The sequence below is a fragment of the Vibrio sp. 99-70-13A1 genome (assembly GCF_013114625.1).
GTDB lineage: Bacteria > Pseudomonadota > Gammaproteobacteria > Enterobacterales > Vibrionaceae > Vibrio.
The window spans coordinates 62,592-83,024 of the sequence record NZ_VTXD01000008.1; the positions used below are offsets into that span (position 1 = coordinate 62,592).

Genomic DNA, 20,433 nt, shown 5'->3' on the forward strand with positions numbered 1-20,433 from the left:
CCTAAAATTAACCTACAGGTATGTAGGTGGAAACTTACAAAATTATCAGCATTGTATTGAGCTTGGGCTGCACATTTTATGACGGAGTCTTCAAAAATAGATAAGTGAATTAGACAGAATGCCATACATGAGAACTGAACAGTGTTTTTTATTGAGCTTTAAGCTGCCATCGCGCATACTCAAAGCATAAATTGAGATAAGAAAATCGAATGGAGAACAAGATGGCTGAAGAAACAATCTTTACAAAAATTATCAATAAAGAGATACCTGCTGATTTATTGTACCAAGATGATTTGGTCACTGCATTTCGTGATATTAACCCGCGCGCTCCAAGCCATATTTTGATTATCCCGAATAAGCTCATTCCAACAACCAATGATGTTGAAGTTGAAGATGAAGCAATGATGGGGCGTATGTTTACCGTTGCTAAAAAGCTAGCTAAAGAAGAAGGCATTGATGAAAACGGCTACCGCCTGATTGTGAATTGCAATTCTCATGGTGGGCAAGAGGTTTACCATATTCATATGCATTTAGTTGGGGGTCGTCCTTTAGGTCCTCTTTTAATGAGTTAAGCCACTTCTTCAAAAAGCTTAACGACACCTCTCAAAGAGCTTAATTACAGACTTCAACGAGCATGATTACATCGCTCAATGAACTACGCTTATTTACGGTGTTCAATATTTTTTGAGACTTATGTCAACTTTTTGTCTAGATAGCTGTCTGAGTTCTACATAGCTGTCTGAGTTCTACATAGCTATAAGAGTTCTACATAGCTATAAGAGTTCTACATAACTGTAAGAATTTTACATAACTGTCAGAACTCTACATAGCTACAAGTTACGAGATGTAAAAGTTGGCATTTTTAATGTTCAGCATGACTGAAGATAGAGTATGGAGAATAACTTTGAAGCGACACGTTAAATTAGCTTCTATTTCTTTGCTATCCGCACTTATAACAGGGTGTTCGAGTCTGTCGGCAGGCAATTTATTTAGTCATTATAGCGCACAAAATAACGAAGTTTATCAAGCTGTGAAGTCAGGAGAGTACTCACAAGCTCAGCAAGAATTACCGGAATATAGAGCTGGCGATATTCTTGATAACTTTGAAAAAGGCAGAGTTAACTTTCTTGATCAACTTTATCCTGAAAGTAAAACCTCATTTGAACTTGCTGATAAAGCCGTGACTACGCAACAAGATAAAGCGGTAATTTCTGTTGGAGATAGTGCCGCAAGCGTTGGGGCATTGGCCGTCAACGACAACCTTACCGAGTATTCCCCTGCTGATTATGAGCTCGGCTTTCTTCATTTATACCTAGGTTTAAATTACCTAAAGCAAAATGATCTTGAAGGCGCCGTCATTGAAATGCGCCGAGCGAATCAAGTTCAAGAACGTGCGAAGAAGCAACGTGAGGATGAACTAAATTCAGCGGCAAAAGAGGCGAAGTCTAAAGGTCTTTCAGCAAATGTTGGCAGTATCTTGTCAAACTACCCAGATGCCGGTGATAAGCTGCAAGCTGTTCAAAATGCGTATTTAATGTTTTTGTCGGGCTTGTTATATGAAGCATCGAATGACTTAAACAGTGCTTATGTTGATTATCGTCGTGCACTAGCAGTAATGCCTGAAAACCAACAGATCGTAGAAAGAACTCTAGCGGTTGCAACGCGTTTAGGGATGTCAGAAGACTTAAATATCCTAAGTAAGCGTTATGGAAAAGCGGAGCCATTACCAGCAGGTTATGGGCGAATCATTGTTTTACAAGAGCAAAGTGCTGTTCAAGCAATGGATAGCTGGCGTTTAGACTTACCCGTTTATGATAGCCGAGATCAAGGTGCGATTTATTCGTTAGCTCTTCCTTACTATCCGAATCAAAGCGTAGATAAATTTTCGCAGATCAAACTGGATGGAAAGGTATTACCAACTAGTTTATTAGCCGATGTAAACGCTATGGCTCAAAACGATCTTTCAGAAAGGTTGCCGAGTATTGTTATTCGCCAAGCGTTACGTGTGGTCGCAAAAGATAGAATACGTAAAGAAACAGCGAAAGGTGATGATGTAGGGAACCTGCTTTTCAATGTGTGGAATACATTAACAGAGCAACCTGATACTCGTAGTTGGCAGTCACTTCCAGCGGAAGTTCGTAGCAGCAGTTATACGATACTAAGTGGATCACATACACTTGATGTTGGTAGCCAGCAATATGAGTTTAATACTGTAGAAGGTCAAACCACATTAATTTGGGTTTCTAGACAAGGAAGCCATGCAACAATGTGGCATAAACAGCTAGGGAGGCTGAGATGAAAAAATGGTTGATGAGTATAGCTGCGGTTATTGCACTGGCTGGCTGTGCAAACAATACGGCAGGGGTAAGAGTTGATAGCCTTACTCAAAAAGTAATTTTTGGAGACAAAGTTCTAGGAAGTCGCTTGCTTGTTGAGGATGTACGTACTGATCAAGTAGATGGTCACACTCGAGGAATTGTGCGCCTAACTAGCCAATATAAAGGTGAACAAAACATCATCTATCGTTTTTATTGGTATGACGATGCGGGGTTAGAAGTGAACGCGAAAGAAGGTCCATGGAGACAAGCAATTGTGCATGGCTTTGAAAGTATTTCGATTTCTGAAGTGTCGGTGAACCCTAAAGGCACACAGTTTCGAGTTCAGTTTCGTGAGCCATAAATATTCCGAAAGAAAGAAATAGAAGATTAAATGCATCGATTCAGGTTCTGCTTGGATGGGTGGTCATAGATTAAAGTGCAAGCCCAGTGAGGTTTGTCTGTTTGTAGATTGAGGTATTAAGATGAAAAAGAGTGTAATTGCGCTACTAGGTTTAGCGGTGATTTTAGGTGGTTGTTCTAACAAAGTGAGCTACGGTGACGCTCAAGCCGTTGAAACCACAACAATCGACTTTGGTTCGACGGATCTACAAACTATCGCTGGTCAAATGGTTGATAGCATGATGACTTCTGGCTCGGTTGCGTACATTACGCGTGAGCAACGTCCAATCGTATTTGTAGAGCGCATTAAGAACAAAACGAGTGAACATATTGATACGGAATCAATCACGGATACTATCAGCACCAAAATGCTTAATTCTGGTAAATTCCGTTTCGTAGATATGGATCGTGTTGAATCTGTTCGCGATCAGTTGAACTTCCAAAACAATGATGAACTGGTTAACCAAAGCTCAGCAATTCAATTTGGTAAAATGGTCGGCGCTCAGTACATGTTGTATGGCAACCTATCTAGCATCGTGAAGAGCGATGGCAGTGACCAAGACGTATACTACAAAATGACAATGCGTTTAATGGACCTCGAAAGTGGTTTGATTGAATGGGCAGACGAAACTGAAATTCGTAAGCAGAAATCGAAAAGTTTACTTGGCTTATAATCACTGATTAAGTTGCCAAGCCAAGCCAAGCCAAGCTCAGTTATTAGATCCAAGCTACAGGGTTCTGATGAGTATGCTTCGAATCATATAGTTGGAATGTTCTAGCTTAAGATAAATAGCAAAGCCCGCAGATAAATTTCTGCGGGCTTTTTGTTTTAGTCAGTTTCTATCAATTGGTTTGTTTACTACTTGGTTAGGTTTTATCGATTAACCGATAACAATCTGTCCTAAAACATAACCTAGGATACAAGCTGATATTACCCCTATTAAACCGACAGACATGAAGGAATGGTTGAAATACCATTTGCCGATTTTAGTTGTACCTGAACTATCAAAGTTCACAGTCGCAATATCAGATGGATAATTTGGAATAAAGAAATATCCATATACCGCAGGCATTAAACCGATCACGAGCGCGGGTTCTAAACCTAAAGCTAAACCTACTGGTAGCATCATTCGTGCGGTCGCAGCTTGTGAGTTAACCACAACAGAGACAATGAAAAGTGAAAGGGCAAATGTCCACGGGTGTAGCGTCACCATATCGACAATACCTGCTCTGAATTGAGGCATCGCATATTGGAAATAAGTATCAGACATCCAAGCGATACCAAAAATAGCAATGGCAGCAACCATACCGGATTTAAACACTACTCCGTTTGGCACATCTCGCGGGTCTGTTTTGGTCGAAAGTAAAATAACGCCACCAAACGCCAACATCATCATTTGAATGACCACAGACATTTTGATTGGTTTGTCGCCATCAACGATGGTTCGAATCTCTGGGAACATTGCAATGACGACAATAGCGACTATTGCACCTAAGAATATCAAAACAGCATTGCGAGCTTTAGCGGGTAACTCTTCATCTAGAGAAGTTGATGTCGTATTGAGTATCTTTTCACGCCACACTGGATCTTTTAAACGGGCTTGGTATTCCTCGTCATCCTCTAGTTCTTTACCTCTGCGTAGGCTGTAGAGAGATAGCATCAAAGTGCCGAACAAAGTAGAAGGAACAGTGACCATTAAAATAGACATTAATGTAATAGATGCATCAATATCGACTAACTGAGCTAAATAGTAGACCACTGCTGCCGATAAAGGAGAAGCGGTAATAGCAATTTGAGAAGCTACTGAGGCTGCTGCCATTGGTCGTTCAGGACGGATACCATTTTTTAAAGCTACATCACCAATGATTGGCATAATAGAATAAACGGCATGACCTGTGCCGAGTAAAAAGGTCATCGAGTAGGTAACAAAAGGTGCAATCAGCGTGACGCGTTTTGGGTTTTTTCTTAAAATACGCTCAGCGACTTGAAGCATGTATTTTAGGCCGCCAGCTGCTTCAAGAATGGAAGCACAAGTCACCACTGCTAAAATAATGAGCATCACGGTAACAGGCGGTGAAGTAGGTGGCATCTTGAAGATAAAAACTTCAATAACCAAACCTATACCTGATACGACACCAAGACCGATACCACCGAATCGAGACCCGATATACAGAACTAACAATAGAAAGATAAATTCAAAATAGAGCATAAGGCACCTATAAAAAGAAGAACAATATAAATAAGAGAACTGGCACTATTAATACCTGTTATCTGGGTAACATTTGTTGAAGGTATTCTCATTTGAATTGTTGTCACTTTTATCAATAGTGTATTGGTTGATCTGCATTAAAAGAGAAGTGTTTTTTTGTTTATTAGTAGAAAACTGTGCTCTATCTATCAGATAAATATAGTTTTAGTAAATATATAAGTTTTAATAAGTGGAACGATACACCGTTTTTCACTGTCTATAAGTTATGCGTATTAACAATGAAATTTATCGCTACTAGGCTGAGCGTGTTTTGAAATGGAAAATACAGTTTTTACCAGTGATGCATGAAGAATTTTAGAAGGAATTAAGTATGGCGATTTTTGCTTGGTCAGAAGCGAAGCAGTTAGATGATAGCTTGAGCTCGTTAGATGATTTTTTTTCTTTTCCTCCTAAATCAGTTCAAACATTAACGGGCGGGCTTACAAATCGATGTTGGAAAATTGTCGACGCAGAAGGAGTGGCTTATGTGTGGCGCCCGACAACTGCAATTACGAAAGCTTTTTCTATTACTCGCCACCAAGAGAATCAAGTTCTTTCCGCTATAGAGTTATTAAAAATTGCACCCAAACCTATTCTGCTAAATGATAAAGGCTTACTCGTTGAGTGGTTGGAAGGCGAAACACTCTCTGATGGTCTGGAGCTTGACCGACTATTAAGAACAGCTATATCCGTTCATCAAGTGAATACCTCAAGAATCCCGCTCACTCCTTTTTGTTTTACAGCCCGTGTTGATCATTATTGGTTCCAGCTAAATGAGCAACATCGAGTAGAGCCGTATAAAAGTATTTACCAGGAGTGGCGTTCAGCACCGAATGTTAAGGGTGTAGATAACGCACTGTGCCATTTTGATTTAGGCGGCTATAACTTAGTGAAAAACCAGCGAGGTATTCAAATTATAGATTGGGAATATGCATCACTGGCGGATCCACGTTTGGATTTAACGTTAAGTATTGCAGTGGCTCAGCAACCATTATTACAGTCCGTTTATCGCTATTGCCAATTACGCGGGATAGAAGATGTAGACACTTGGGTTGAGGGTGTCCAAGCGTGGTTACCACGAAGTCAAATGATGGCAATGTTATGGTACTTATTAGCTCACCAATTATGGGGAGATGCGTCGTATTTAGAAGAGGCTGAAGCACTGAGTCACACTTTCTGTAGGTAGGATCACGTTTATTGTGTGAAATGTGTAATTTCACTGTTCACTCCTTTAAAACCTTAATTTTCGTGTTAGATTTACTAGACGAGTACCAGCATTCAACGGGGGAGGTACAATGATTATTTATCTACACGGCTTTGATTCTACAAGCCCTGGTAACCATGAAAAGATACTGCAGTTGCAATTCATTGATGATGACATTCGTTTCATTAACTACAGTACTTTGCATCCAAAACACGATATGCAGCATCTATTGAAAGAAGTGCATAAAGTCATAGAGCAATCAGATGACCCACATCCAATTATTTGTGGTGTCGGGCTAGGCGCATTTTGGTCTGAACGCATTGGCTTCTTGTGTGGTATTAAACAAGTTATCTTTAACCCTAACTTGCACCCAGAGAATAATATGGTGGGCAGGATAGACAGACCGGAAGAATACGAAGACATTGCGACTAAGTGTGTTGAACTGTATCGAATGAAAAATAAAGGTCGTTGTTTGGTTTTTCTATCTCGTAATGATGAGATACATGACAATAGCAAAACCGCCGAAGAGCTAGAGGATTATTACGATTTGATTTGGGATGAAAAAGAACCCCATAAATTTAAGAAGATCTCTCAGCACCTTCAAGCTATGAAAGCATTTAAAGATACGTAAGCTCAAAGATATGTAAACTAGAGATGAAGATAAAAAGCAGCTCCTATTTTGGTGCTGCTTTTTTATGCATGTAGGAAAGAGAGAATTGCTATAGGGTAACTGCTTCTACTTATTGTTGAGTTAAATTTAATCGAAACCTCATTGAAGGTAAGGATTTTAGTTGCGGACATTGTTTTGCGCTATATAATGTTTGATATCTAAATATGTTGATATTTATCAAATAAAATTGAGAGTAAGTGAAAAACTTACCCAAAATATGTGTGACAATTCTCATATTGCGCACCTTTAATCAATGTGAACAGAACCTTGGAGCCCGCTTTCCTTGGTTTAGCCCCTCTAAATTCTCAATGAATGTGCACAGCCTGCATTGAGTAACAGCGAAAGAATTTATCGGTTGGACTTGTCGAGCCGAACACTAATTTATTCATTTTTGTAGAGGATTGTCATTGTGACAAATATTATCGTAGTTGGTGGTGGTGCTGGTGGTTTAGAACTAGCAACAAAACTAGGTCGCACCTTAGGGCGTAAGAACCGCGCAAAAATCACTCTTGTTGATCGTAAAGCTAGCCACTTATGGAAGCCTTTATTGCATGAAGTTGCAACCGGCTCTCTTGATGAAGGGGTCGATGCTTTAAGTTATCGTGCTCATGCAAAAAACCATCAGTTTGATTTTCAAATGGGTAGCCTGAGCGATATCGACCGTGAACGTAAAGTTATTGTATTGAGCGAGCTAACAGATGACAACGGCGAGCTTTTAATGCCAGTACGCGAACTGGAATATGATATTTTGGTTATGGCGATTGGCTCTACTTCGAACGATTTCAATACTCCAGGTGTTCGTGACAACTGTATTTTCCTAGACAGCCCAGAACAAGCTCACCGTTTCCGCACTGAAATGAATAATGAGTTCTTAAAGCTGCATGCGAAAAATGGTCAAGGTACCGTTGATATTGCCATTGTTGGTGCTGGTGCTACGGGTGTTGAACTTTCAGCTGAGCTTCATAATGCAGTGAAAGAATTGCGTACTTACGGTTTTGGTGACCTAGATTCTAGCAAACTGAACGTTAGCCTAGTTGAAGCCGGCGAGCGCATTCTTCCTGCTCTTCCTCCTCGTATCTCAAGTGCTGCTCATTCTGAGTTAACTAAGCTTGGGGTAAATGTTCGAACTACGACAATGGTTACACAAGCTGATAAAGATGGCCTGACGACCAAAGAGGGTGAGAAAATCCCGGCACAAATCATGGTTTGGGCTGCTGGCATCAAAGCACCTGATTTCATTAAAGACATTGCTGGGCTAGAAACTAATCGCATCAATCAGTTGGTAGTTAAAGATACGCTGCAAACGACTCGTGATGACGACATTTTTGTTATCGGTGATTTAGCTCAATGTACACAAGCTGATGGAACATTTGTTCCGCCACGAGCGCAAGCTGCGCACCAGATGGCAAGCTGTGCATTTAGTAACATCATTGCTAAGTTAAACGGGCGAGAGCCAAAAGCTTATGAATATAAAGATAAAGGTTCATTAGTATCTCTAAGCCGTTTCTCTACTGTAGGTAGCTTAATGGGCAACTTAACTAAAGGTTCGATGATGGTAGAAGGGCGTATTGCTCGTATCGTATACATCTCGCTTTACAGAATGCACCAAATGGCTTTGCACGGTATTATTAAAACATCATTAATGATGCTAGTGGGTCGTATTAACCGTGTGTTACGACCAAACTTGAAGCTTCACTAATAAACCTTGCTGGACAATTTTTTTCTATATCTTTAGTCAATTGTTTCAGGCAATAAAAAGAGCTCTTAGGAGCTCTTTTTTTGTCTAATCATCTAGCCTTAGGGGATGATAGAAAACACAACCCCATCTTTTGGCTTACCATTAAACACAAATCGATTTCTGGCGATGGCTTCTTTTTCTGCGCCACAGCGTTCAATCAATCTTTGGCTAGGTAAGTTATCAGGGTCACAAACAATCTCTAGGCGAGTGAGCTTTAGCTGCTCGAAGCAAAAGTTAATAAGCGCTTTAAGAGCCTCTGTTGCTACTCCTTTGTTTTGGTATTTGTCACCAATCCAATAACCGAGACTTGCCATATTGAAGGTATGGTAAAGCTCATTAATTGCTACCATTCCTACTAAGTCCCCACTGAGATTATCGAAAATACCAAAGCCAAAAGCGTCAGCTTTAACCCAGTTTAATCGTGTTGCTAGAATGAACTTTTCAGCTTCTGTTTCGCTGTAGTCAGGAGTACACCAATCAATCCATTCAAATAAGCTACTAGACTGGCGAATGAGTTGAGAGAACTCACGAGCATCGGATGCTTCTATTATTTTTAGGGTGATGTGGTTTGAAGATATTCGATAATCTGGGCTCATGCTCTTTACCTAATAATACGCCCTCAGAAGAGGGCGTATAGTTGCAAATTAAACTGTTGGTTTCCCGATGAGTGAATTTTATTCCACTCGTCTTACTTGGATGATCATACCAAGAAGAGGATTATCTAAGTAATGAGTTTCTGTGCTGCGCATACGACGTTTTTGATCCATACGATAGCTCTTCAAAAACTCCTCAACTTCAACTGTAGGGGATATCTCTTTTAAATTTCCGACCTGAACTGTACTGTCAGCACCACTTAAAGGGGTTTCTAATTCAATGGTTTGGTCTTGTAGAGTAATTTCTCTTACACTCGGTGCTTTTAAGTCTAATGTTGTTTCTGCATACAGATAATGTTGTACATAGATCTGAAGCTTACCGTCTAATTCATATAAGGGTTTATCAATAGTTTCTTCTTTAAAAGAAGCATCATTGCTACCAACAGATGATGCGGATTTTTCAGAGCCATCAGCATTAAATCGTGCTGAGTAATCTCTTCCGGCTTTTATTCTGAAGATGGGCGCAGACCCTTTACCTTCATCACCTTGTCGCCATGCTGTATGTAAAAGAACATTAAAGCCTGCATGCTTACGTAATGATTCTTTTTGTTTGTTTAAGTAGTATTCAGATTTAGGCAACATCTGAACGTTCTTTTTTGCTCTGTATTGGGCATCCTGAAATGACCCCACTCGTGCCATTGAAATTTCAGGAAGCTTATTTGGCCATGATTCATTAATCTTTTCGGCATCAACTGCACGTTTGAAAATGATCACTTCTATATCAAATTGTCTTTGTGCCAAACTTGGCAAAGAAACGAATAAGAGTAGTAGCGGGATCAGTCTTTTCATTTTTACTCCATCTTCCAACTGCACATTTCGTTGGATTCATATTGTTATACTGTGGCGAAATTGATTAAGCCGAAGGCAATAGATTCTGACGGAATTCGCCAAGTAAATCGCTTACAAACTGTATGCGCTTGCGTCTATCAACTAATGGTACCGTAAACTTAAACTTAGTTGGTCCTTCCATTGAAAACTTTTGAGGCTGAGATTGCAATAGTTTAACCAGATAGGTCGGGTTAATGTCAGCATCAGGATAGAACTCAATGAAGCCACCTTTATCATGCGCTTCAATTTTTTTCGTTTTGATTGCAGCAGCAGCCAGTTTTAATTCAGAAACAGAAAGTAGATTTTTTGTGGCATCTGGTAATGTACCAAATCGATCTATCAGCTCAACTTTTAGCTCGGCTAATTCGTCAGTATCATGAACACTGGCAATTCGTTTGTAGGTAGATAAACGGGTGTTGATGTCTGGAATATAGTCGTCAGGCAGAAGAGCGGGTAAGCGCATTTCAATTTCAGTTTGTTCGCGAAGAAGGTCATCCAAAGACGGCTCTTTCCCTTCTTTGAGTGCTTCAACCGCTTGCTCTAACATTTCCATATATAGGGTAAAACCGACAGACTGGATTTGACCGCTCTGCTCGTCACCCAATAGCTCACCAGCACCACGAATTTCTAAATCGTGTGTGGCAAGAGTAAAGCCTGCGCCTAAATCTTCTAGTGAGGCTATGGCATCAAGGCGTTTAACTGCATCTTTGGTCATGGCTTTAGGGTGTGGAGTGAGTAGGTAAGCGTATGCTTGATGGTGTGAACGACCTACACGACCACGTAGTTGGTGAAGCTGAGCTAGACCTAGGTTGTCCGCTCGATCCATTAGAATCGTGTTAGCCGTTGGAACGTCAATACCTGTCTCAATGATCGTGGTACATACCAACACATTAAATCTCTGGTGGTAGAAGTCATTCATAATACGCTCTAGCTCACGCTCGCGCATTTGACCATGGGCAACGGTAATTCTTGCTTCCGGGACCAGAGCTTGAAGCGATTCAGCGGTTTTCTCGATAGTGTCTACTTGGTTGTGCAAGAAATACACTTGACCACCACGCATAATTTCACGCAATACGGCTTCACGTACAGTCGCGTCATCGCTCTGGCGAACAAACGTTTTAATGGCAAGTCGACGAGCTGGTGGAGTTGCAATGATCGACAGATCTCGCATGCCGCTCATTGCCATGTTGAGTGTTCTTGGAATTGGTGTTGCGGTCAGTGTGAGGATATCAACATCAGCACGCATTGCTTTGACTTTTTCTTTCTGACGAACACCAAACCTGTGCTCTTCATCAACCACAAGAAGTCCAAGATCTTTGAATTTAATATCACTTGAAAGTAATTTGTGCGTGCCGACGACAATATCAACTTTGCCTTCAGCGACATCTTGCATAATGACTTTTTGTTCTTTTGCCGATTTAAAGCGAGATAACACTTCAACTCGGATTGGGAGGTTCGCGAAACGGTCACGGAAATTTTCAAAATGCTGCTGAGCTAATAACGTGGTAGGGACAAGAATAGCAACTTGTTTACTGTTATCTGTACACACAAAAGCCGCTCGCATGGCAACTTCTGTTTTGCCGAAGCCTACATCACCACAAACAAGGCGATCCATTGCTTTAGCCTGACACATGTCCGACATGACAGCATTGATTGCCATGGACTGGTCATCGGTTTCTTCAAATGGGAAACCCGCTTTAAACGTTGCGTATTGCCCTCTATCAAGTGCAAATTTGTAACCTGGTTTTAACTCTCGTTTCGCATAGACATCAAGCAGCTCTGCTGCCACGTCTCTCACTTTTTCAGCGGCTCGCTTACGAGCTTTTTGCCAAGCTTCACCACCCAGTTTATGTAGTGGGGCTGAATCTTCGGCTCCTCCAGAGTAACGGCCGATCAGGTTAAGTGAAGCAACCGGAACGTACAGCTTTGCATCGTTTTGATATTCAAGCGTCACGTATTCTGTGATTAAACCACCGGCTTCGAGTGTTTGAAGCCCAATATAGCGACCTATACCATGGTCAATATGCACGACTGGCTGACCTGGTTTAAGTTCTGCGAGGTGACGAATAACCGTATCACTATTGACACTTTTCTTATCTTTTTTACGTCGCTGAACGACTCTGTCGCCCAGTAAATCACTCTCACAAATAAAGGCTAAGTCTTGGTCTTTAAAGATGAAGCCGTGTTCCGCTGAACCTAAAACAAGCGAGAACTTATTTCCTGACTGAGTAGCATTTTGCAGGCTATCCATTTCTGCAGGGCGAATCTTTATCCCTTGTAGCAGTTCACCTAGCGCCTCTCTTCTACCTTCTGATTCAACTGAAAATACGATACTTCCCTGAAAGGATTCAGTAAATTTTCTAAGGTTGGCTAATGGTTCTTTGTTTTTGTGCTGGACACTTAGATCAGGCAAGTTAGAAAGAGGTAAGTTCACTCTTCCTGCTTTTTCTTCAATGCTGTCTAGGTTCAGTAGAACTTGTGACTTTTGTTTGAAATGAGCGAATAATTCGTCTTTCTTCAGCCAAAGTTGCTCTGGGGATAAAAGAGGGCGCAAAGGATCAACTTTACGCTGCTCATACCTATGTTCTACATCCGATAAAAATGTGTCAACTGCTGTTTCAACGTCACCTAAGATAAGAAGTTGGGCTTCATCGGCAACATAGTCAAAAAGAGTTTCGGTATGATCAAAGAAAAGAGGCTGCCAATATTCGATACCTGATGGCCAAGTTCCTTTGGAGACTTGCATGTATACCGATTCAGGCTCTCGTCTTGCTTCAAACTGTTGACGCCAGCGAATACGAAAATCTTCAATTGCGGTTTCAGAGGTTGGGAATTCGTGAGCGGGTAAGAGTCGTATTTCGGAAACGTCCTCTATAGAACGTTGATTTTCTGGGTCAAAAGTTCGAATGGTATCGACTTCGTCATCAAAAAAATCAATTCGGTATGGATCTCGGCTGCCCATAGGGAATAGATCGAGGATAGACCCGCGGTTTGCGTATTCACCAGGACCAAATACTTGATCAACATAGCGGTACCCTGACTTCTCTAGCTGTAACCTTAGTTTTTCGAGCGAGAACAAGTCACCTGTTTTCACCATTAAGGTGTGCTGCAATAAGTAGTCGCGTGGAGATTGGCGTTGTAAAAGCGTGCTTATTGGCACAATAGTGATACCGCTATTCAGAGTCGGTAATGCATAGAGGCGTGCAATACGGTCTGAAATAATTTCTTGATGCGGAGAAAAGCTATCATATGGCAATGTTTCCCAATCAGGAAATAAGGCAACTTCTTGCTGTGTAAACTGCTCTATCTCATTTTGCAGCTTAAGCGCTATTTGAGGATCAGGAACGGCAAGCAGTGTATGGCTGTTGTGCTGCTCGGCAAGTTCAGCGATTGAAAGCGCAAGCGATGAACCAATTAAATTACCAATGTGTTTTTTGTCACCAGAACCTGTTGGTTTTGGCAAAGAGAAAATAGGTGTTGTTTTCATGTGTGATTACTTGTTATCTCGGTCTAGAGAGCGCTGGCGTAAAAGTTTTTGCTGCTGGTGCAATGCGGCTTTAATAAGCAGGTCTTGGTCGGTATCTCGAAGAAGCTCGTACTTGAAATTGATTTCAAAACCTGAGTCTTTTTCTTGGCTCGCTAGAACTTGTGCGTAGCAATAGATAGCCGCTGCTGGATATTCCAAAAACAGTTTAGCTTTCACTATTTCTCCAGCTTGTAGTGGTTGGGCTGAGTAACAAGAGAACAAACTCGCCCCAAAAGTATAAGTATGTGTTCGAAATTGCTCGTCATCTTGCTGAGCAAGCATAAAACTGAGTAAAAGGTTTAATTTTGAATTTTGAGTATCAAGTAAGCTGATGACATTTTTGAGATCACTGTTCTTGAGTTCAATTCGAGCATTATCAGCAAGCAGGTCAAGCTGGCTAAATTCACTCGCGACTACAAAAGGAGCGGGAATTTCTGCTTCGAATTGTATTTGAGAGGGTAAAACGAACTCGCTTCCCATAGGCTCTATATTAGCGGTAAGACTATGGTGAACGGTGAAATACTCTTGTTCTGTCATGTGCGTGTTCCTTGAATAGTTATATTGATTATCGTCATGTAGGCGGAGTAATCAAGGCTCGCGGTTGGAAAGTAAGAAATAGTTAGTTGATTCTTACTTTATCGCTAAGTAATTGACTTATTTAACTCAATAATTTCATTTACCCCCTACACAGTAACGGCAATTCCCGTTACATTAACTCGCATCTCTTTTCGATGGTTCAAAGTATGTTTCATCCTATTTCTATATACATAGGTCTGCGTTATTTAAAAGGTCGTTCAGGTGATCGCTTTAGCCGTTTTGTGTCTTATATTTCGACAGCCGGAATCACAATTGGCGTGTTGTCTTTAGTTACAGTTTTATCTGTAATGAATGGATTCGAAGCGCAGTTAAAAGAACGAATTTTGGGTGTGTTACCACAAGCAGTAATCTATGAAGATGGTGGAAAAACGGTTCACCAAGAACAGGCTCCGGGGTTTATCCGTGATATGTCTCTAGATGGTCGCGTAGAGCCGATAGTTCGAAGTGAAGCGGTTATTCAAAGTTCAGCGCAACTTTCGGCAGGCTTGTTAATTGGTGTGGAGCCTACAGATAATGACCCACTACAAAACCACTTAATTGCTGGTCGTCTTTCATCATTAAAGCAAGGTCAATATCACGTCTTTTTAGGGCACACACTAGCCAGAAATTTGAAGGTTTCTATTGGTGATAAAGTGCGGCTTATGGTGACAAGTGCCAGCCAATACACCCCTTTAGGTCGTATTCCTAGCCAGCGTAATTTTACTGTTGCCGGTATTTTCAATACAGGCTCAGATATTGATGGGCAACTTATGGTTACTCATCTTGAAGACTCAGCTCGCTTAATGCGCTTTAAAACAGGCACTATCTCGGGGTGGCGCTTATTTTTTGATGACCCATTTGTTGTGAGCAGCTTATCGAACCAAGAATTGCCCGATGACTGGTTATGGAGTGATTGGCGCGAGCAAAGAGGTGAACTTTTCCAAGCGGTTCGTATGGAAAAGAATATGATGGGTTTGATGCTTGGTCTGATTATTGGTGTAGCGGCTTTTAATATTATATCTGCATTAATCATGGTGGTTATGGAGAAGCAGTCAGAGGTCGCAATTTTAAAAACCCAAGGAATGAGTAACTGGCAGGTCATGAGTGTCTTCATGGTTCAAGGCGCTAGCAGTGGGGTAGTTGGAGCCGTCTCTGGTGGAATACTAGGTGTCGTTCTTGCCACAAACTTAAATAGCGTTCTTGGGGCGATGGGCGTGGCTTTGTTTTCATTCGGTGGTCAATTACCTATTCTAGTTGACCCCATTCAAATTTGTATTGTTGTTATTTTGGCTATTGCACTGAGCCTGATCGCTACGATTTTTCCTTCTTATCGTGCATCTTCAGTGAAACCAGCAGAGGCCCTTCGTTATGAGTAATTTTTTGCAATGTCACGATATCCGTAAAACATACCGTGAAGGCTCACTCGACACGGAAGTGTTAAAAGGTGTGAGTTTCTCTATTGAGCAAGGTGAGCTGGTTTCTATCATTGGTACATCTGGTTCTGGTAAAAGTACGCTGTTACATATTTTAGGCGCGTTAGATGACGCCACTGCGGGAAGTGTCAGCTTCTTAGATCAAGACCTCGCTTCTTTAAGCTCAAACAAACAGGCTAAATTGCGAAATAAGCACCTGGGTTTTGTGTATCAATTCCACCATTTATTAGCGGACTTCTCTGCACTAGAAAATGTTGCAATGCCATTGCTTATTGGTGGAGATAAACCACAAGTTGCGAAAGAAGCTGCCCGAAAGTTATTGGATAAAGTTGGATTGTCACACCGAGTTGATCACCGTCCATCTGAGTTATCTGGTGGTGAAAGGCAGCGTGTCGCTATTGCAAGAGCTTTGGTCAATAAACCAGCTTTGGTTCTAGCGGATGAACCGACGGGTAACCTCGACCACAGTACCGCACTTTCTATTTACGATTTGATGAGAGAGCTTAATCGCGAATCTGGTACCGCGTTTTTAGTTGTGACCCATGATGGTGAGTTGGCTTCTAAAATGGATCGCCAATTACACATGCAAGACGGTTTGCTTGTGAATGTAAACAAAGAGGTGAGTTAAGTGTTTTCATCATTATCTCTTTTAATTGGGAGTCGGTTTAGTCGGGCCAAACAGCGCGATAAAATGGTGTCATTCATTTCTTTGTCCTCGACGATCGGGATAGCTGTGGGTGTTGCGGTGATCATTATTGGTTTGTCTGCAATGAATGGTTTCGAAAGAGAGCTGGAATCGCGAGTGTTATCAGTTATTCCACATGGAGAATTTGAGGGGGTGAATGCTCCCATTACCCGTTGGCAGGAAGTGATTGATAAAGCAGAGCAACATGAAAAGGTTATTGCAGCTGCCCCATATGTTCGAATTACTGCATTAGCTGAAAAAGGAACAGAACTAAAAGCGATTGAAGTTCGTGGGATCGATCCTGAACAAGAAAGCAAAGTGTCTAGCTTACCTCGTTTTATTGACCAAGATTCATGGAGCAACTTTGCTCCTAATCAGCAGCAAATTATTTTGGGGTCTGGTGTAGCAAAAACACTAGATGTGGGAGTTGGGGAATATTTAACGCTTATGATCCCTTCCGTTACCAATTCAACTAAAGTTCAGGCTCCTAAGCGTGTAAGAGTTAAAGTGGTGGGGCTACTTTCGTTAAGTGGACAGATTGATCATAGCCTTGCATTAGTACCAATAGAAGATGCCAAGAAATACGCTAATATAGGTAAAGGAGTAACTGGTGTTTCTTTAAAGGTTACTGAGGTTCTTGATGCTGCTGCAATTGTTCGCGAGCTAGGTAATACGCTGGATGTCTATGTGTATATCAGAAGTTGGCAACAAAAGTTTGGCTTTTTATACCGCGATATCCAACTGGTAAGAACCATCATGTATTTAGTCATGGTACTTGTTATTGGTGTTGCCTGTTTCAACATTGTTTCTACGCTGATGATGGCCGTAAAAGACCGCGCAGCAGAAATTGCTATCTTAAGAACAATGGGTGCAACAGATAGCTTAGTAAAACGTATTTTTGTTTGGCAAGGTGTGTTTTCTGGTGTACTAGGCAGTTTAGTCGGAAGTGCTATTGGTGTATTAGTTGCTCTCAACCTAACTAGAATCATTAAACTTATTGAATCAATTGTCGGTCACCAGTTCTTATCTGGGGATATCTATTTTGTCGACTTCTTACCTTCACAGCTTAACTTGACAGATGTGGTGACAGTTTCAGGCACTGCGATTGTTTTAAGCCTGCTTGCAACTTGGTACCCATCCTCAAGAGCAGCGAAGCTTAATCCGGCGTCAGTGTTAAGTTCGAAATAAATGCTGCTTCTAAACGGATTAAAGATTCACAAATAAAAAGGACCGCATGCGGTCCTTTTTATTTTGAGATGGAAATTGGACTTATTGAGCTTGTGTTACATCTTCATACTTCCAATTAAGTCTATTGCTCAAATATTTGAAAGTGCTGGCTGCACGGTCAAATAGTTATTGTTTATCTTGTTCTACGTTTCTGCCAGCTTCTTACCACTGAATAACGCCATAGTCCCCTGATACCAAAATAGCCCAACATAGCGGATAGCACACCACAAATGAGGCAACCGAGTAAGAATGGCGGGCCGATAGTTGTCATTTGGGCTAGGATGAAATCCCACTCAAGCTGAAAATGAAAAGGCTGGGGGGGAACTTGCATGACAAATGCACCGACCTTATAAGCGAAATAAAACAGCACTGGCATAGTCACGGGGTTACTTATCCACACTAGCGCTACCGCTAAAGGTAAATTTACACCACACATTACAGCCAGACCTGCTGACATAATCATCTGACTGGGAAGGGGAACAAAAGCCATAAATAAGCCAACCGCAAATGCGCCAGCAGCAGAGCGACGATTAAGACACCATAAATTTGGGTTATATAAAACGTTGCCAAAAACTTTTAATGCTTTCTGACGCTTGATTAGCTCATGGTCAGGCATAAATCGTTTAATAAACTTTCTTGGCATAGTAGGAAGTAACTCTCTTGTTTAACAATTATTTTCTAATGTCATTCGCTTTAACAATAATTTCAGCGAGTTTTTGGCCCATTATCCCCTCAATAGTTTGGATAGTGCCGATCTTTTGTATTTTATGCGCATCAATTAAGTATAGAGCGTTCTCTTATTTGGGCGGGGTCATTTTAGCTGTTTTGCTTATTATTTATCAGGGCAACCTGATGAAAACCCAAACGAGTGCGCTGTTTCAATTAGGTCAGAATACTATCATAAAAGCGTCCGTTACTAGCCTTTTTAAGAAAAATACTCACGGTTATAAAAGTGTTTTAGTGGTTAGATCAATCGACGATGAAAAAACAATCAAACCGCAAGTCGTTAAGGTACAACTTTTTACGCCTTTTAAGTTAAATCAAGGTGATTTGGTTACACTTTCGGTGTCAATCAAACCAATCTACGGGCTTTTAAACGAAGCTGGGTATGACAAAGAACGCTACTTATTCAGCAAAGGAATTGTTGCTAATGCCACTTTTATCAAAGGAACACCATATAGAATACATTCCAACCAAAACTTCAGAGCGGTTTGGTTCGAAGATATAAAGTCTTATACAGAGGTGCTGAATAACCAAGCGTTAATTTTGGCATTAAGTTTTGGTTATCGAGAATTAATTCAAAACGATATTTGGGAACTATTGAAAAGCAGTGGATTACTTCACTTAATTGCCATTTCAGGATTACACATTGGAATAGCCTATGGTATTGGATTTAAGTTAGGTCTAGCAATTAGGTGGTTTGTACCTAAAGCTATTTGGCTACCTCTAATTACAGGTTTGAGTTTAGCCATTTTTTATAGCTGGTTTGCAGGGTTTACCTTGCCGACTCAGCGAGCGCTTGTTATGTGCTGCATTGCTAGCTTTATGATTTTTTCTGGGGTCAAAATAGGATTGGTGCAATACCTTTTATTGAGTTTGTGCATCGTCCTGATCTTCGATCCATTCTCAACACTATCAAGCAGCTTTTGGATGTCTTTTGGTGCACTTACGGCGGTTTTATATTGTGTTCAATTCATCGCTAAGGAGAGAGGGAAACCCAGTTTGATCCGTAGGTTGGGTATATTATTAAAGGTTCAGTGCATGTTGTCATTAATGTTATTGCCGTTGACCATGCTTTTCTTTGGAGGCTTTAGTCTCGTCTCAGTTTTTTACAATGTGTTCTTCATTCCCTGGTTTACTTTAGTTGTGATTCCCTTACTTTTCTTATCTATTTTCATTACAATTTTTTTGGATGTTGATGCTACTCTTTGGTGGGTATTGGTCGATAAATCTTTGTCAGTTATTGAACTTTCGACCCCATACTCTCAAACCTATTGGATGAATAGCAACTCTGAAGAAGTTGTATTTGGGGCAGTTACAATATTCATCCTGTGCATCTTGTACCGATATTTATCTAAAAGTACGCTTTTTGTTATTGGTTGTATTTATTCGCTGGCGTTACTCGATAAGGTAAGTGATAGCAGTACATTGAAGGTTGATTTTCTTGATGTGGGACATGGATTGGCTGTTCTAATTGAGAAGAACAAACAAGTGATTGTTTACGATACAGGAAAGGCTTGGGAAGGGGGCAGTATTGTTGAATCAGTTGTTACACCAATACTTCAAAGTCGGGGAATAGAGAAAATTGAAGGGGTTATCATTAGCCATTTTGACTCGGATCACTCTGGGGAATATAAGACATTAATTGATAACTTTTCACCTGAATGGGTACGCACAAGTCAAAGATCCACAGAATTATATAAGCCATGCATTAAAGGTGAATCATGGTTATGGAATAACGTTAGCTTTAAAGTGCTTTGGCCACCTAGATTGGTGGGGCGAGCTTATAATCCTCAATCATGTGTTGTTCGTTTAAAAGATCATGACAGCGGGAAATCTCTTCTTTTGACCGGAGATATTGAAGCTTTAAGCGAGTGGATACTATCTCGGAATCCATCCTTACTCAAAAGTGATGTGATGCTAGTTCCTCATCACGGTAGTTTCACCTCTTCAATTGATGTTTTTGTTCAGTCTGTTGAACCGGATTTTGCTATTGCTTCTTTAGCAAAAGGCAATCAATGGGGGATGCCAAACATTCGAGTCATGGACCGATATGCTCAGATAGGCAGTCACTGGTTGGATACTGGTTCGAGTGGTCAAATATCATTCGAAATCGTTGAGGGTAAATGGAAATTTCATACGATTCGAGGAGATAGCGCTTTCCCTTGGTATAGGCAGATGCTTCGTAAGGGAGTAGAATAGATAGA

Annotated in this window: 17 protein-coding genes; 11 read left to right on the plus strand and 6 right to left on the minus strand. The window is 40.9% G+C overall.

The genetic code is table 11. The features are described 5' to 3' along the window. The first annotated feature begins 221 nt into the window (after positions 1-221). The 4 genes from F0226_RS07910 (at position 222) to lpoB (ending at position 3,391) form a co-directional block, all read left to right on the plus strand. Positions 222-572: an HIT domain-containing protein gene (locus tag F0226_RS07910; RefSeq protein ID WP_137372928.1), complete on the plus strand. Its 351-nt coding sequence runs from the start codon at positions 222-224 to the stop codon at positions 570-572. A 398-nt stretch (positions 573-970) separates the two neighbouring features. Beyond that, positions 971-2,299: a hypothetical protein gene (locus tag F0226_RS07915; protein ID WP_253820788.1), complete on the plus strand. Its 1,329-nt coding sequence runs from the start codon at positions 971-973 to the stop codon at positions 2,297-2,299. Beyond that, a complete protein-coding gene (locus F0226_RS07920; protein ID WP_171735139.1) occupies positions 2,296-2,679 on the plus strand; it encodes a YcfL family protein in 384 nt (127 codons plus the stop codon). The genes F0226_RS07915 and F0226_RS07920 overlap by 4 nt, the downstream gene beginning before the upstream one ends. Before the next feature lie 121 nt (positions 2,680-2,800). Beyond that, positions 2,801-3,391: a penicillin-binding protein activator LpoB gene (gene lpoB / locus F0226_RS07925; RefSeq protein WP_171735140.1), complete on the plus strand. Its 591-nt coding sequence runs from the start codon at positions 2,801-2,803 to the stop codon at positions 3,389-3,391. A gap of 207 nt (positions 3,392-3,598) precedes the next feature. Here the strand turns inward: lpoB and F0226_RS07930 are convergent, their stop codons facing one another. Further along, a complete protein-coding gene (locus tag F0226_RS07930; RefSeq protein ID WP_171735141.1) occupies positions 3,599-4,927 on the minus strand; it encodes an anaerobic C4-dicarboxylate transporter in 1,329 nt (442 codons plus the stop codon). Positions 4,928-5,297: 370 nt separating this feature from the next. Between F0226_RS07930 and F0226_RS07935 the strand changes: the two genes are divergently transcribed. The 3 genes from F0226_RS07935 (at position 5,298) to F0226_RS07945 (ending at position 8,539) form a co-directional block, all read left to right on the plus strand. Continuing rightward, on the plus strand, positions 5,298-6,152 hold the full coding sequence (locus tag F0226_RS07935) for a phosphotransferase (protein ID WP_171735142.1): 855 nt from the start codon (positions 5,298-5,300) through the stop codon (positions 6,150-6,152). A gap of 109 nt (positions 6,153-6,261) precedes the next feature. Continuing rightward, on the plus strand, positions 6,262-6,801 hold the full coding sequence (gene ycfP / locus F0226_RS07940; protein WP_171735143.1) for an alpha/beta hydrolase YcfP: 540 nt from the start codon (positions 6,262-6,264) through the stop codon (positions 6,799-6,801). A 448-nt stretch (positions 6,802-7,249) separates the two neighbouring features. Then, entirely contained in the window at positions 7,250-8,539 is a 1,290-nt protein-coding gene (locus F0226_RS07945) for an FAD-dependent oxidoreductase (RefSeq protein WP_171735144.1), read from the plus strand. Positions 8,540-8,637: 98 nt separating this feature from the next. Here F0226_RS07945 and F0226_RS07950 read toward each other — a convergent pair whose 3' ends face one another. The 4 genes from F0226_RS07950 to F0226_RS07965 all read right to left on the minus strand — a co-directional run bounded on the left by F0226_RS07950 (position 8,638) and on the right by F0226_RS07965 (position 14,122). Further along, the gene (locus F0226_RS07950; RefSeq protein ID WP_171735145.1) at positions 8,638-9,174 is read right to left on the minus strand and encodes a GNAT family protein; all 537 of its coding nucleotides are present in this window, start codon (positions 9,172-9,174) and stop codon (positions 8,638-8,640) included. Positions 9,175-9,252: 78 nt separating this feature from the next. After that, a complete protein-coding gene (locus tag F0226_RS07955; RefSeq protein ID WP_171735146.1) occupies positions 9,253-10,020 on the minus strand; it encodes a peptidoglycan binding protein CsiV in 768 nt (255 codons plus the stop codon). Positions 10,021-10,084: 64 nt separating this feature from the next. Next, positions 10,085-13,546 (minus strand): transcription-repair coupling factor, encoded by a 3,462-nt coding sequence (mfd, locus tag F0226_RS07960; RefSeq protein ID WP_171735147.1) that lies wholly within the window; start codon positions 13,544-13,546, stop codon positions 10,085-10,087. Positions 13,547-13,552: 6 nt separating this feature from the next. Next, positions 13,553-14,122, minus strand: coding sequence for a PilZ domain-containing protein (locus F0226_RS07965; protein WP_171735148.1), 570 nt, complete (start codon positions 14,120-14,122; stop codon positions 13,553-13,555). Between the two features lie 206 nt (positions 14,123-14,328). Between F0226_RS07965 and lolC the strand changes: the two genes are divergently transcribed. The 3 genes from lolC to lolE are packed head-to-tail and all read left to right on the plus strand — an operon-like array spanning position 14,329 to position 17,467. Continuing rightward, the gene (gene lolC / locus F0226_RS07970; RefSeq protein ID WP_171735149.1) at positions 14,329-15,537 is read left to right on the plus strand and encodes a lipoprotein-releasing ABC transporter permease subunit LolC; all 1,209 of its coding nucleotides are present in this window, start codon (positions 14,329-14,331) and stop codon (positions 15,535-15,537) included. Then, the gene (gene lolD / locus F0226_RS07975; protein ID WP_171735150.1) at positions 15,530-16,222 is read left to right on the plus strand and encodes a lipoprotein-releasing ABC transporter ATP-binding protein LolD; all 693 of its coding nucleotides are present in this window, start codon (positions 15,530-15,532) and stop codon (positions 16,220-16,222) included. Before lolC ends, lolD begins: the two co-directional genes overlap by 8 nt. Next, entirely contained in the window at positions 16,223-17,467 is a 1,245-nt protein-coding gene (gene lolE / locus F0226_RS07980) for a lipoprotein-releasing ABC transporter permease subunit LolE (RefSeq protein ID WP_171735151.1), read from the plus strand. It begins immediately after the preceding gene. Between the two features lie 172 nt (positions 17,468-17,639). Here the strand turns inward: lolE and F0226_RS07985 are convergent, their stop codons facing one another. After that, complete coding sequence (locus F0226_RS07985) at positions 17,640-18,149, minus strand: DUF2062 domain-containing protein (protein WP_171735152.1); 510 nt, start codon at positions 18,147-18,149, stop codon at positions 17,640-17,642. Between the two features lie 17 nt (positions 18,150-18,166). Between F0226_RS07985 and F0226_RS07990 the strand changes: the two genes are divergently transcribed. Then, entirely contained in the window at positions 18,167-20,428 is a 2,262-nt protein-coding gene (locus tag F0226_RS07990) for a DNA internalization-related competence protein ComEC/Rec2 (RefSeq protein WP_253820787.1), read from the plus strand. The last annotated feature ends 5 nt before the right edge of the window (positions 20,429-20,433 follow it).

What these genes read in the sequence shown, in the direction of transcription:
- F0226_RS07910 (WP_137372928.1), top strand. Translation starts at nt 222, where the DNA reads ATGGCTGAAGAAACAATCTTTACAAAAATTATCAATAAAGAGATACCT.
- F0226_RS07920 (WP_171735139.1), top strand. Translation starts at nt 2,296, where the DNA reads ATGAAAAAATGGTTGATGAGTATAGCTGCGGTTATTGCACTGGCTGGC.
- lpoB (WP_171735140.1), top strand. Translation starts at nt 2,801, where the DNA reads ATGAAAAAGAGTGTAATTGCGCTACTAGGTTTAGCGGTGATTTTAGGT.
- F0226_RS07930 (WP_171735141.1), bottom strand. Translation starts at nt 4,927, where the DNA reads ATGCTCTATTTTGAATTTATCTTTCTATTGTTAGTTCTGTATATCGGG.
- F0226_RS07935 (WP_171735142.1), top strand. Translation starts at nt 5,298, where the DNA reads ATGGCGATTTTTGCTTGGTCAGAAGCGAAGCAGTTAGATGATAGCTTG.
- ycfP (WP_171735143.1), top strand. Translation starts at nt 6,262, where the DNA reads ATGATTATTTATCTACACGGCTTTGATTCTACAAGCCCTGGTAACCAT.
- F0226_RS07950 (WP_171735145.1), bottom strand. Translation starts at nt 9,174, where the DNA reads ATGAGCCCAGATTATCGAATATCTTCAAACCACATCACCCTAAAAATA.
- F0226_RS07955 (WP_171735146.1), bottom strand. Translation starts at nt 10,020, where the DNA reads ATGAAAAGACTGATCCCGCTACTACTCTTATTCGTTTCTTTGCCAAGT.
- mfd (WP_171735147.1), bottom strand. Translation starts at nt 13,546, where the DNA reads ATGAAAACAACACCTATTTTCTCTTTGCCAAAACCAACAGGTTCTGGT.
- F0226_RS07965 (WP_171735148.1), bottom strand. Translation starts at nt 14,122, where the DNA reads ATGACAGAACAAGAGTATTTCACCGTTCACCATAGTCTTACCGCTAAT.
- lolC (WP_171735149.1), top strand. Translation starts at nt 14,329, where the DNA reads ATGTTTCATCCTATTTCTATATACATAGGTCTGCGTTATTTAAAAGGT.
- lolD (WP_171735150.1), top strand. Translation starts at nt 15,530, where the DNA reads ATGAGTAATTTTTTGCAATGTCACGATATCCGTAAAACATACCGTGAA.
- F0226_RS07985 (WP_171735152.1), bottom strand. Translation starts at nt 18,149, where the DNA reads ATGCCAAGAAAGTTTATTAAACGATTTATGCCTGACCATGAGCTAATC.